Raw genomic sequence first — 13898 nt, 5'->3', positions numbered from 1 at the left:
TATTTTACCTTCGTTGTATCATGTCATCCCCAGCGGAGATACCAGCCGATCTGTTTCCAGGCATCGCCAGGACCGAGCTGCATTCGTTTCTCGAAAAAGAAACGAACGGGTATCGTTTTCTTTCGGAAAAAACGGTCCGGCAAAAGATACAGCCGCGCGATCCTGCTGCATACAAGCACCAGTTTGGTCATGCGCTGATCATAGCCGGCAGCGAAGGAAAAGGAGGGGCCGCGGTGCTGTGTGCAAAAGCAGCGCTGCGAACAGGTTGCGGACTGGTAACGGCCTGGGTTCCCCGGAATGTACAGCAGGCGCTGCTGGTGGCCCTGCCCGAAGCCATGACGCTTACCCGTAACGCTGGCCAGGACAAAACACCTGACCTGTCCGTTTATCAGTCGATCGGTTTTGGTCCCGGCGCAGGCATGGATGCCGCCGCTGTCTTACGAGCGCTGCTGCCGGCGGAACGGCCATTGGTGATAGATGCAGACGGGCTTACGCTGTTGTCACAGGACCGCCAATTATATATGCAGCTTTCCGATCGCGTCGTACTCACGCCACATGCGGGAGAATTTGATCGGCTGACGGCACCGCATGCCTCGGCCTGGGAAAGACTGCATACACAGATCGGGTTTTCAAAAAAATACGCGACCAACCTGTTGCTGAAGGGGCGGTATACTTCGGTTACTATGCCGGATGGCAGTGTCTGTTTTATTACCAGCGGTAACAGCGGCATGGCCACAGCGGGTTCGGGTGATGTATTAACAGGTATCATCACTTCCTTGCTGGCGCAGGGATATGCGGCGGCGGATGCGGCCTGCATCGGAGCCTGTATACACGGCGCCGCGGGGGATATGGCGGCGGCGGAAATATCGATGCAGGGCCTGATCGCATCGGATATCACGGAAGCGCTGGGTAAATGGTTTGCTGCAGGCGAATAAGGAGCGGGTTTTGCCGGACACCGGCAAAGACAACAGCTGCATTTCAGTCACAAAAAGCAAGACAACCGGTTACTGCACCAGTTGCAATGCGCGCAGTTTCCGGCTGATATGCGGTCTTGAATCTTTTTCGAGCAACATAAATGTCTCTGTCCAGTCGATCAGGCTGTTCGGGTCTTTCGATTCGATCAGCAATGCGATCCGGTACAGTTCTTCCATGGAAAAAAGTCCGGTCTGCTTCAGCCGCAATACCTGGTAAGACAGGAATTTATCGCCTACATGCGTTTCCTTGCCAATAAATTTAACGGGAATAAAACAGGAAATACCTTCCTGGTTGCTCACTTGAATTGTTTCGGGTTCCATAGCACGCAGCTTTACCGTTTATAAGATGGGCACACCCGCCGGTCTGCTGCTTTGGTCCGTGTTAACTTATACACAACTTCCCCGGGTGCTGGTCTTCCGGTTATTATTTATACACAGGCAACTGATTAACAGGCAAAATCCCGGGTGCAGCAGTTACACAGACAGGGGCGGATACTAACGAAGATTCGTTTGGAACAAAAAAAATGAAAAATATTTGTCCAGTGATCTTATAGACTTTATCTTTACCCCATTGTTTTGGTAGACTAAATCATTTTATGAGAACGGAAACTATTTTTTACATGCCTGTTCCGTGTTGTTGCTGATCCGGCGACCCGATTGCCTTTTCCTTCATCACAACAACTTTTCTCATGCAAACACCTTCCAAAGAATACCTTGATCAACTTGAACAGCAGCTGGCTTCTCTTCCTGTAAAAGAGGCATTGGCATTGCTGGCTGAGCAGTTTCCCGGGCAGGTCACTTTTTCTTCCAGCTTCAGCTTTGAAGACCAGGTGATCAGTCACGATATCCTCTCCAACGCCCTGCCTGTTTCTGTATTCACACTGGATACCGGCCGTTTGTTCTCCGAAACCTATTCGGTATGGAGCAGCACCAACCAGCGCTACCAGACCCATATCAAAGCCTATTATCCCGATGCCGGTGCGCTGGAGGCGTTTGTGCTGGAAACAGGTCCCAATTCTTTTTATGAATCAGTGGAAAACAGGAAGAGTTGTTGCGGTATCCGCAAAGTGGAGCCGCTGAAACGCGCACTTGCCGGCAACGCCGTATGGGTAACCGGTTTGCGCGCGGAGCATTCGCCCGTAAGAAAGGATCTGCAGCTACTCGAATGGGACGAAGCAAACCGCCTGCTGAAATTTCATCCGCTGCTGCATTGGTCAACCGAGGCGGTGCGTGCCTATATCGATCAGCATAATATTCCGTATAACCCCCTCCACGACCGCGGTTTTGTGAGTATCGGCTGTGCGCCGTGTACCCGCGCGATCAGGCCCGGCGAAGATTTCAGGGCAGGAAGATGGTGGTGGGAAGACAGCAGCCGCAAGGAATGCGGACTGCATGAAAAACAACATTCGATAACAAATGATCAACCTGTGATAAGATGAGCAAGTACCGTTTAGACCATTTGGACCAGCTGGAATCCGAAGCCATACACATACTCCGCGAGGTGGCCGGGCAATTCGAACGTCCTGCGCTTTTGTTCAGTGGCGGAAAAGATTCGATAACACTGGTGCACCTGGCACTGAAAGCGTTCAGACCGGGTAAATTTCCCTTTCCACTGGTGCATATTGACACCGGTCATAACTTCCGCGAAGCGCTCGATTTCCGCGACACGCTGGCGGAACGCATCGGTGAGAAACTGGTGGTGCGCCATGTGGGCGATACCATCAAGGCCCAGAACCTGACCGAGCCAAAAGGAAAATTTGCGAGCCGCAATGCCCTGCAGACATATACCCTGCTGGATACCATCAGCGAATTCCGGTTTGATGCCTGTATCGGCGGCGCCAGGCGCGACGAGGAAAAAGCGCGGGCCAAAGAACGCATCTTCTCCGTTCGCGACGAGTTCGGTCAGTGGGATCCCAAACTGCAGCGCCCGGAATTATGGAACACCTATAACGGCAGGATCCATAAAGGAGAGAATGTCCGCGTGTTCCCGATCAGTAACTGGACGGAGCTCGATATCTGGAATTATATCAGGCGTGAAAAGATAGAACTGCCTTCCATCTACTTTGCGCACCAGCGTGAGGTGCTGGAGCACGAAGGACAACTGGTGGCGGTATCCGAATTCATACAGGTGGAAGAAACCGACAAAGTGAGTGTGAAAACAGTGCGTTACCGCACCGTAGGCGATATGACCTGTACCGCGGCGGTGGAATCCGGCGCGGCAACGATAGACGATATCATCAACGAGATCATCGCCACCAAAACCAGCGAAAGAGGCGAAACCCGTATCGACGACAAAGTCTCCGAAGCCGCTATGGAAGACAGGAAGAAAGGAGGATATTTTTAAGGGCTGGGATAAAGACAGACAGCGTATAGGAATCGTGAGCGGAAACGGAATATTCTCCGCCAAGGTCTCACAACTTTAACTTTTTAACCGTTTACAATGGATATTTTAAGATTTATCACCGCAGGAAGTGTTGACGACGGGAAGAGCACCCTGATCGGGCGTTTGCTCTACGACAGCAAATCGATCATGATCGACCAGCTGGAAGCGATAGAAAAACAGACAAAGAACCGCGAAGAAGGCGATATCGACCTGGCATTGCTGACAGACGGTCTTCGTGCAGAGAGGGAACAGGGTATCACCATCGATGTGGCCTATAAGTATTTCTCAACACCCAAAAGAAAGTTCATCATCGCCGATGCGCCCGGTCATATCCAGTATACACGCAATATGGTTACCGGCGCTTCCAATGCAGACCTGATCATCATTCTGGTAGACGCACGCAACGGCGTGATCGAGCAAACGCGCAGGCATTCCATCATTGCCGCGTTGCTGAACATTCCGCATGTGGTGGTGGCGGTGAATAAAATGGATATGGTGGGGTATTCACAGGATACCTATAACAATATCGTGATCGATTACGCCAACCTGGCGCAGTCGCTGGGAATTAAAAACGTAACCTATATCCCTATCAGCGCACTTGACGGCGATAACGTGGTGGAGCGCTCGGCCAATATTCCCTGGTACGAAGGAAGGGCCCTGCTGGATCTGCTGGAGACGATTGAAGTGGAAAGCGCCACCAACCTGAGCGATGCACGTTTTCCGGTGCAGTATGTGATACGTCCGCAGACAGAAGACCTGCACGATTACCGGGGTTATGCGGGCAAACTGATCAGCGGTATTTACCGGAAAGGGGATGCGGTAACGGTATTGCCCTCGGGTCACCGCAGTAAAATACAATCCATCGAGATCGGCGGACAGGAAGTTGCGGAAGCTTTTGCGCCGCAGAGTATTGTTCTGCACCTCGAAGACGATATCGATATCAGTCGCGGCGACCTGATCGTTCCTTCTGCCAATCTTCCCAGGCTGGAGCAGGAGTTGCTGGTGGATCTTTGCTGGATGGGAAGCAAGTCGCTTAATGAAGGAAACAAATACCTGTTGCAGATCAACAGCAAAAGGGTAAAAGCGATCGTAAAAGAGATCGAATACAAACTGGATGTTCATACACTTGAAAAGAAGGCGTCTGCGGAAGCGGGACTGAACGATATCGTTCGCGTAAAGATTAAAACGGCAACACCGGTGGCCTACGATCCCTATGATGATTTCAGGGCAAACGGCGGGGCCATACTGATCGATGAAACCAGCAATGTAACGGTGGGCGCGTGTATGATCCGGTAATTGTGTAACGGGTATCGAATTTTAAATAAACGGCATTGAAAAAGAACATTGGCAAAGTAATACTTGCGGGAGCGGGACCGGGCGATCCGGACCTGATCACGGTGAAGGCGGCTGACTGTCTTCGCCGGGCCGATGTTGTGTTGACAGACCGGCTGGTGAGTGCAGAGATCATCCGCCGCTATGTGCCCGCGGGTGCAGAGCTGGTGGAAGTGGGTAAGCAATGCCGCCGGGGTATATCCACGCCACAGGAAACGATCGATGCGCTGCTGGTTAAATATGCAATGCAGGGAAAATATGTGGTGCGGTTAAAAGGCGGTGATGTTTCTTTTTTTTCCAATATCCTGAACGAACTGAATGTGCTTGCGGCAAATAAGATTCCCTACGAGATCGTTCCGGGCGTAACGGCAGCGTCGGGCGCCGCAGCCTATGCAGGAATGCCGCTCACCGCCAGGGGATATGCAACCGCCGTTCGTTTCCTCACTTATTACCAGTCATCGCTGATCGGCGATGCGCAATGGAAAGATCTTGCACAGACAAACGATACGCTGGTATTTTATATGTCGTCGGAAACCCTGAACGGTCTTGCTGACAAACTGATCGAACATGGTATCGGCAGGGACAAACAGCTTGCCGTAATAGAGCAGGCAACCACGCCTTACCAGCGGGTATACACCGCGCCGGTTCATGAATACGCGTCTAAATTGCAGGGTATCGAATTCCTTTCGCCTTCGCTGATCGTAGTGGGAGATGTGGTCGGTCTCCACGCATCGCTTCAGTGGCAGGAAGAATCGGAAGAAAGAAAATATTATTTCCAGCCTTTGACCGCCGCTGTGGAACCAATAGCCACGGCTACAAAAAACAAACGTTATGCTGACAGGGCCTAAACAGAAAATATGGGAAGAGTTTGCCGCCTCCTGCAGTAAGGAAGAACTGGTATGGATCAGCGGATATCTTTCAGGCATACTGTCTGATGTTGCCTTATTGCCGTCACAGGCGGTCAAAGAGAACGCACCGGCATTGTCAAAGAAAATGACGGTTGTTTACGGAACGGAAACAGGTAATGCCAAAAAACTGGCAACCGATCTTGCCGCAAGGGCAAAGAAAAAAAGCCTTCCGGTGAAACTGCTGAGCCTCGACCAGTACCGCGTGAACGATATCACCAAAGAGGAAAACCTGTTTGTGGTGATCAGCACGCAGGGAGACGGAGAGCCGCCGGCGGCAGCGCAGAAATTTTACGATCATATTCACAAAAACGGTTTCCGCCTCGATAACCTGAAATACAGTGTGCTGGCATTGGGCGACACTTCGTACCCGTTCTTCTGCAAAACAGGCGAGGATGTTGACCAGCAGTTGCAGAAACTGGGTGGCCGCCGCATCATTCCCATGCGTAAATGCGATGTGGATTATGAAACCGATGCGGAGCATTGGTTTGAACAGGTATTGCAGACCTTTGACACTGCCACCGCAGCCGCCGCCCCGGTTGTTGCCGTTAAACCCGCAGCCGTTGCTGCGCAGAAATCGAATAAGAAAATTTACAGGGGAACCGTACTCACCCATATCAACCTGCATGATACCGACTCTCCGAAGGAGACTTGGCATATTGAACTGGGTATAGACGAAGAAGTGGACTGCCTTCCCGGTGATTCCATAGGCATCGTTCCGGAGAATACAACGGCGCTGGTGGAGCAGATCATCGGTTTGGCCAACGCAGACAGGGAGAAAACCGTAAAACACAAAGACCATGAATACAGCGTATACGATCTGCTGAAGAAAAAACTGTCCCTAAACTACCTGCACGAACGGGTGGTGAAAAAATACGCGGAGATCGTACAGCAGTCTATTCCCGAAACAAAGATGGATCTGCTGGACCTGCTTCGTATTTACCCCGTAACAGGCGGCAGCCAGTTTGAGGAGGTATTACAGGTATTGCCGGCACAGTCGCCCAGGATCTATACCATCGCATCCTCACCGGCTGCGCATAGCGGCGAAGTGCATCTTACCGTGGAGAAAGATGTTTTTCTCAGCGGCGGCCAGCAGAAAACAGGCGTTTGCTCTGAGTATTTTGCCGGTTTGCACGAAGACGATGCCATTGAATTTTTTGTGCAGAAGAACAAACGCTTCAGGTTGCCCGAAGCGGATAAGGATGTGCTGATGATCGGCCCGGGAACAGGTGTTGCGGCGTTCAGATCGTTCCTGTCGGAGCGCGATGCCACGGGGGCGGGCGGCAGAAACTGGCTGTTCTTTGGCGAAGATCATTTTGTATCCGATTTCCTGTACCAGACAGAGCTGCAGAACTGGTATGAAACAGGTGTGTTGAATAAACTCAGTCTCGCATTTGCAAAAGACAGGCCTTATACGCGCGTACACCACAAACTGCTGGAGCAGGGCAGGGAAGTGTTTGAATGGATCGAAAACGGTGCTTACCTGTACGTGGGCGGTAAAAAAACGCCGATGAGTGTGGATGTGGAATACATACTGCTGACCATCATTGAACGATATGGCGGATTGTCTGCAACGGATGCCGCCGCTTATTTTGAAAACCTGAAAACAACAGGACGGTACAACAAAGATGTGTATTGATACCTGATTGCAAACAAACCACCCGCTTAACCAGAACCCGATGCCTGAACCAGGTAACCTTTCCCAGATAGAAAAGATCAAAATGGCCAGTGACGGCCTGCGCGGCACCCTGAAACAGAGTCTGCGCGATGAACATACCGGTGCCATCCGCGAAGACGACCAGGCCCTGATCAAATTTCATGGCATGTACCAGCAGGATGACCGTGACAGAAGAGAGGAGCGCGCGGCCAGGAAGCTCGACAGGCTGTATTCTTTTATGATACGCCTGCGTTTGCCCGGCGGCTTTTTATCGGCCGAAAAATGGATAGCCGTGCATGATGTTGCCGGTCAGAATTCAACGGGTGTGATCAAGATCACTTCGCGCCAGACCATACAGCTGCACGGTATACTGAAATCATCGATCAGGCCAACCATCAAGGCGTTTAATGCTGCCCGGCTGGATTCCATCGCCACCTGCGGCGATATTAACCGAAACGTGTTGTGCAGTTCGCATCCCGCGCAATCAGCCATACACGAACAGGTATTTGGCTATGCAGCTAAGATCAGCAGCCTGCTGATGCCCAAAACAAAAGCCTATTACGAAATATGGCTGGGCGATCAGCAGCTGGTTGACAAAAAAGAAGAGGAAGATCCGCTGTACCAGGACCGCTACCTGCCGCGTAAATTCAAGATAGGCATTGCCATACCACCCAATAACGATGTGGATGTGTTTGCCAACGATATCGGTCTTATTGCGGTGATCGAAAACAACGAACTGAAAGGGTTTAACATTGCCATCGGCGGCGGATTATCGAGCACACATGGCAATGCCGAAACTTACCCGAGACTCGCCACCCTTATCGGGTTCACCGATACGGAGGAAAAAACACTGAAAGCGATTTACGAGATTGCCACCATACAGCGCGATTACGGCAACCGTTCAGACCGTAAGCTTGCGAGACTGAAATATACCGTTGACAAATACGGCGCCGACTGGTACAGAACGGAACTTGAGAAACGGACCGGTTTTGCGCTGGAGCCTGTGCGCGACTATACCTTCACCGAGAGAAAAGATCATTTCGGATGGGAGCAGAGCGAATCAGGCGACTGGCATTACACGGTGTTTATTGAGAACGGCCGGGTGCTGGATGATGAAAAAATCAAACTGAAGTCGGCCCTGCTCACCGTTGCAGAAACCGGTAAAACCAATTTCCGTTTCACCTGCAACCAGAACGTGATCATCAGCGATGTAAAAGAGGCAGATAAGGCCTCAATCGATGCAATGCTGGCGCAATACGGGGTGATAGCCCATACCGAAACAACCTCACTTATCCGCAAACATTCCATGGCCTGCGTGGCCCTGCCAACCTGCCCGCTGGCACTGGCCGAGGCGCAGCGATACATGCCTTCGCTGATCGATAAGATCGAATCGCTGCTGGACAAACACGGCCTGGCAAACGATGAGATCATCATCCGGATGACCGGTTGCCCCAACGGCTGCGCACGTTCTTATGCGGCCGAAATCGGTTTTGTAGGCACAGGCCCCGGCCGCTACAACCTGCATATCGGCGGCGACAGACTGGGTGAACGGCTGAACCGCATTTACAAAGAGAACATCGACGAAACGGAGATATTACCCGTGCTGGATGATCTTTTTGCGGCTTATTCCTCCGGCCGGAAACCAGGCCAGACCTTCGGGGATTTTGCGTTGGTAACGGTATTACGCAACTGATTTTTTCCGTAACATTTTTCCTGCTTTTTATGTGATAAAAAATAATTGACTAAAAGTCTACTAATTTAGTAGAGAATTAATATTTTTACGCCGTAATCACACAAACCCCATGTTATACCTGTTTCCGGTCATCATTTTCCAGCGCCGATGTTGTTTTGTTTCCCAGCGGACAGACAGCCAGACTGCTTCCGGTTCAATATAAAACCCGAATACACACAGCAATACCTACGCTTATCATCGTCAGCATACGATGTGGCAGGTTATTGTCTCACAAAATACTGTTATGAAAAAACAATGGATATTATCGCTGGTGCTGTTTCCTTTTTTCGCCCATGCCCAGCTCAACGGCGCGCTGATCATCAGTGGTAAGATCGTGGGCGAGAGCCACGAAGCATTGCCTTCCGTGGCCGTTTCCGTAAAAAATACAACAAAAGGAACGCTGACCGATTCAGCCGGCAGGTTTTCGCTTATCGTGAGTCAGAAACTGCCTTTCCGCCTGGTGATAACGGCAATCGGTTTTGCACCGCAGGAACTGGAGATAAAGAACAGCAGCTCGCAACTGACCGTTCAGCTTACGGCGCAAACATATATCGCCAACGAAGTGGTGGTAACGGCCAGTCGCACTGCCGAAAAGCTGCTGCGCTCACCCGTTGCCATCGAAAAGCTAGATCTGCGTGCTTTGAAAGAAACACCCGCCGCCAGTTTTTACGATGCACTGGGCAATGTAAAAGGCGTGCAGCTCACCACTTCATCGCTCACATTCAAAGTGCCGAATACAAGGGGATTCAATATCCCCAATAATTTCCGTTTCATGCAACTGGTGGATGGCATCGATATGCAGGCGGCTACTTTAGGCGTTCCCCTGGGAAATGCCATCGGTCCCACCGAACTCGATATACAGAGTATCGAGATCACGCCGGGCGCGGCATCGGCGCTGTATGGCATGAACGCGATCAATGGTATGGCCAACCTGATCACCAAAAATCCTTTTACCTCGCAGGGGCTAAGTGTATACCAGCGAACGGGGGTGAATCATGTAAATGGAAAAGACCATCCGCCATCGCTGCTGACTGAAACCGCTATCCGGTATGCAAGAGCCTTTGGCAACCGTTTTGCGTTTAAACTGAACCTGGATTATCTGCGCGGCACCGACTGGATATCGGATAACCGGAACGACCAGAATCCCAACAGCAGGATAACCGCAAATCCTTCTTATAGCTCCCTGAACGGCGCCGGGAACATTGCTTTTGACGGATGGAATAAATACGGCGACGATGCACTTGCCGGAAGCAATACGGTGTCTGTTACGGGTCTGACCATCGACGGGCAGACAAACAGAACGCTTACCGTGGCACGCACCGGTTACTGGGAAAAAGACCTGGTGGATCCAAAAGTGGACAACCTCAAGTTTGATATGGCGCTGCAATACCGTTTCAGCGAGGGTGCGGCCATAACCTATTCTTACCGTGCAGGAAAGATGGATGGCGTATTTCAGCGGGGCAACAAGATAAGGCTGGACAATGTGGTGGTGCAGAACCACCAGCTGGAACTGAAGACAAGGAATATTACGGTGAAAGCATATGTTTCGCAGGAGAACACCGGCAATTCGTATAATGTAAAACCGCTGGCCGATAACCTTGACCTGTATACCGGTGGCAGCGCATCGCAATGGGGAGCCAAGTACAGGGATGCACTCAACGCCTATGCCGGATCGCATGGCGGAGCGCTCACCTCGGCCAATCTTGTCGCAGCCACACAGTATGCCCGCGAGCAGGCGGATCTTGGCAGGGCTGAACCGGGCACTCCGCGTTTTGCAGCGGTGAAAGATTCCATTATCCGCATCAATAACTGGGATATCCGCTCTTCGTCCATTCCCAACGCACCGGTAACCGGCGGTGCGGCGCTGGTGCAGAAAAGTAACCTGTATCATATCGAAGCGCAGTGGAATCTTACACCCTACCTGAAGTTCGCCAATGTACTCACCGGTGCTGATGTAAGGGTATATGAACTGATTCCCGACGGAAATAACTTTGTCGACTTCAGCAGACCCATCGCAGACCGCAACACACCCTTGCCCGATGGAAGTTTTGGTGCCAGGACCTATTACCGGAAAGCAGGCGGGTTTATTCAGCTGACAAAAAATCTGCTCGAAGACCGGCTGAAACTGAATGCTTCGCTGCGTGCGGATGGCAACACCGCTTTTCCCGTACAGTTCACGCCAAGAGCGGCGGTGGTGTATACGATCGCCAAAAAACACAATATCCGGTTCACTTTCCAGAAAGGGTATCGTTTTCCTGCGCTGTTCGAGGCATTGTCGTATGTTAACAACGGCCGTGTAAAACGCGTGGGTATTTTACCGGTGATCAACGAAGGACTGGGTTACCGTGAGAACAGTTATACGCAATCTTCGGTGGCTATTTTCAACGCCGCGGTAAAAGCTGCCGGCAACACAGATGCAGCGGCGCTGGCCAACCGCAACCTGTTACAGGCAGCCAACCTGCCCGATGGCAGGCCCGAAGGCATTGTATCGTTCGAGATCGGTTATAAAACGGTGTTGTTCGACGACAGGTTGCTGCTTGATATCGACGCCTATACAAATGTGTATGACGGTTTTTTGGGACAGGTGCAGGTTTTTGTACCGACGGGAGAGCAGATCGGTTCCGATGCCGCGGTTATCGCTATGATCGATCGTAACCGCGATGCAACCGCAGCCGCCAATGGCAATGCGGCCAGCAAAGGGCAGGAACGGTACAGGGTATATACCAACGCGGTAAACCATTATACCAGCTACGGTTCTTCGCTGGGCATTACGTATCGCTTTCAGCAGGGGTATGCACTGTCGGGAAATGCGAATTACAACGGTATCAGGGGCAATCATACACCGGATCTTTTTGTGACCGGGTTCAATACACCTGCCTGGACATCCAATCTCTCGTTCGGTAACAGGGCTGTTACGCGCAACATCGGTTTCAATATCGTATGGAAATGGCAGGATGGTTTTTTATGGGAGAGTCCGCTGGTGAACGGAAGGGTTGAAGCCATCAGTACGGTTGACGCGCAGCTGACTTTCCGTTTGCCTGCATTCAGGTCAACGGTCAAACTGGGCGGCGCCAATATACTGGATACGCGTCACATACAGTATGCAGGCGGACCAACGATCGGCGCCATGTATTATACAGCGATCACCTGGGAGGGATTGGCGGGCAAATAAAAACAGGAACGGCATCATCCGGAAGTATTTGTTGTTCTTTGTCTGCATGCTACTTCCGGTACAGGTATTTTTCAATACGTTATTGCACGAAATTTGCGCCGCCAAGACCATATCTTCATAACCTGGACCTGCGGAAAAAATAAAAAGTCTACTGATTTGGTAGAATGTAGTATTTTGCGTCAGGCTGCGGCAAATCCGCGGTGATACCTGTTTGGAAGCATCCTCGGAACCTATCGAAACGAACAAACTTTTTCCCGTTTTTCTCAAACTGGAGCAATTACGCGTGCTGATCGTCGGCGGGGGTAATATCGGTCTGGAAAAACTGCAGGCCGTTCTGGGTAATTCGCCCGATACCCGGGTAAGGGTGGTGGCACCGGTTTTTCATGAGCGGGTGCAGTCGGTAGCGGCATTGCACGCCAACGTAACCCTGCTGCAAAAAAAATATACGGTGGATGACCTGGATGCAGCGGACATAGTGATCGTTGCGGTAAACGATCTGTCGGTATGCGAGCAGATAAAGCAGGATGCCGATCAGCGTAACCTGCTGGTGAATGTTGCCGATACGCCGCTGTTATGTGATTTCTATCTCGGGTCGGTTGTCAGCAAGGGCAATCTCAAGATCGCCATTTCCACCAACGGCAAATCGCCCACCATCGCCAAACGGATGAAGGAAGTGCTCAACGAAATGATACCGGGCGAGGTGGATGATGTGCTGCACAATATGGAGCATATCCGCCGCGATATACAGGGCGGGTTTTCGGAGAAAGTGAAGCAACTGAATGACCTTACCAAAGTGCTGGTGGCCAAAAAAGCCACGCTGGAAGATATCAGTCTCCAAAAACCCAGGGAGAAAAAAGGCCAGCAGATCGTTAAGTGGTGTCTGTTCGCTTTTGTGTTTATGATGATCGGTCATACCGTATTGCCTTTTTTCCCATCGGGCGAGTTTTTTGGCGCCATCCGTGCCATTCCCAACTATGTTGACACCTCTTCTTTCCTGATGATGCTGCTTACCGGTTTTATCGCGCAGATGGTAGATGGTTCGCTGGGTATGGGCTATGGCACCATATCAACCACTTTTCTGCTTGCCAACGGTGTAAATCCCGCTATCGTCAGCAGCCGGGTGCATACAGCCCGTGTATTTTCGAGCGGTGTATCGGGATACAGTCACCACCGTTTTGGCAATATCAACAAAAAACTTTTCAAAACACTGGTGATACCGGGTATCGTCGGCGCCGTTACGGGTGCATCGATCGCATACATCGGCCAGCGGTACTCTATGTACGTGCGCATACCGCTGGCGTTTTACACCACCTATCTCGGTTATTTTATCATTCGCAAAGCCCTGAAGAAAAAATCAGGACAGGAAAAAGTGAAACGGGCCGGCTGGCTGGCCGGTATCGGCGGATTTATGGATGCATTTGCCGGCGGCGGCTGGGGCGCCCTGGTTACCAGCACGCTGATCTCCAAGCGAAAAAATGCACGCTACGTGATCGGTTCCGTTTGTCTCGCAGAATTCTTTGTGGTATTTGCCAGCGCGCTTACTTTTTTTATACTGCTGCAGCATATACCCATCGCCGATGTGATCGGTTTGATCCTCGGCGGCATAGTAGCCGCACCGATAGCCGCCAGACTGGTGGGTAAACTTCCGCTTAAAACAACTTATTACGCGGTGGGCGGACTGGTTATTGTAACAAGCCTGTTCACTCTCTGGAAAGCCCTGAAGATACTGTTGTAAACGGCGGG

General features: G+C 51.3%; 10 protein-coding genes. 9 read left to right on the top strand and 1 reads right to left on the bottom strand.

Going from position 1 to position 13898, the window contains the following annotated elements; translation table 11 throughout:
* The first annotated feature begins 20 nt into the window (after positions 1-20).
* Complete coding sequence (locus GWC94_RS09210; protein ID WP_161834743.1) at positions 21-935, top strand: NAD(P)H-hydrate dehydratase; 915 nt, start codon at positions 21-23, stop codon at positions 933-935.
* Positions 936-1004: 69 nt separating this feature from the next.
* On the opposite strand, the gene GWC94_RS09205 is transcribed toward GWC94_RS09210, so the two are convergent.
* A complete protein-coding gene (locus tag GWC94_RS09205; RefSeq protein WP_161834742.1) occupies positions 1005-1274 on the bottom strand; it encodes a hypothetical protein in 270 nt (89 codons plus the stop codon).
* Positions 1275-1663: 389 nt separating this feature from the next.
* On the opposite strand from GWC94_RS09205, the gene GWC94_RS09200 reads away from it, so the two are divergent.
* The 8 genes from GWC94_RS09200 (at position 1664) to GWC94_RS09165 (ending at position 13890) form a co-directional block, all read left to right on the top strand.
* Complete coding sequence (locus GWC94_RS09200; protein ID WP_161834741.1) at positions 1664-2413, top strand: phosphoadenylyl-sulfate reductase; 750 nt, start codon at positions 1664-1666, stop codon at positions 2411-2413.
* Positions 2410-3318, top strand: coding sequence for a sulfate adenylyltransferase subunit CysD (cysD, locus tag GWC94_RS09195; protein ID WP_161834740.1), 909 nt, complete (start codon positions 2410-2412; stop codon positions 3316-3318). Before GWC94_RS09200 ends, cysD begins: the two co-directional genes overlap by 4 nt.
* Before the next feature lie 96 nt (positions 3319-3414).
* On the top strand, positions 3415-4653 hold the full coding sequence (locus tag GWC94_RS09190) for a sulfate adenylyltransferase subunit 1 (RefSeq protein ID WP_161834739.1): 1239 nt from the start codon (positions 3415-3417) through the stop codon (positions 4651-4653).
* Between the two features lie 35 nt (positions 4654-4688).
* Entirely contained in the window at positions 4689-5537 is an 849-nt protein-coding gene (cobA, locus tag GWC94_RS09185) for a uroporphyrinogen-III C-methyltransferase (RefSeq protein WP_161834738.1), read from the top strand.
* Positions 5521-7233: a diflavin oxidoreductase gene (locus GWC94_RS09180; RefSeq protein WP_161834737.1), complete on the top strand. Its 1713-nt coding sequence runs from the start codon at positions 5521-5523 to the stop codon at positions 7231-7233. The genes cobA and GWC94_RS09180 overlap by 17 nt, the downstream gene beginning before the upstream one ends.
* A 40-nt stretch (positions 7234-7273) precedes the next feature.
* Positions 7274-8944 carry an NADPH-dependent assimilatory sulfite reductase hemoprotein subunit gene (locus GWC94_RS09175; RefSeq protein WP_161834736.1) on the top strand — a complete coding sequence of 557 codons (1671 nt, stop codon included), beginning with the start codon at positions 7274-7276 and terminating at the stop codon, positions 8942-8944.
* Between the two features lie 283 nt (positions 8945-9227).
* Complete coding sequence (locus tag GWC94_RS09170) at positions 9228-12155, top strand: TonB-dependent receptor (RefSeq protein WP_161834735.1); 2928 nt, start codon at positions 9228-9230, stop codon at positions 12153-12155.
* 211 nt (positions 12156-12366) lie between these two features.
* A complete protein-coding gene (locus tag GWC94_RS09165; protein ID WP_202628695.1) occupies positions 12367-13890 on the top strand; it encodes a TSUP family transporter in 1524 nt (507 codons plus the stop codon).
* Positions 13891-13898 lie beyond the last annotated feature (8 nt).

The organism is Sediminibacterium soli (assembly GCF_009939225.1).
Classification (GTDB): Bacteria; Bacteroidota; Bacteroidia; order Chitinophagales; family Chitinophagaceae; genus Sediminibacterium; species Sediminibacterium soli.
Note: the sequence above shows the minus strand (reverse complement) of the source record. Positions and strands in the feature narration are given on the sequence as shown.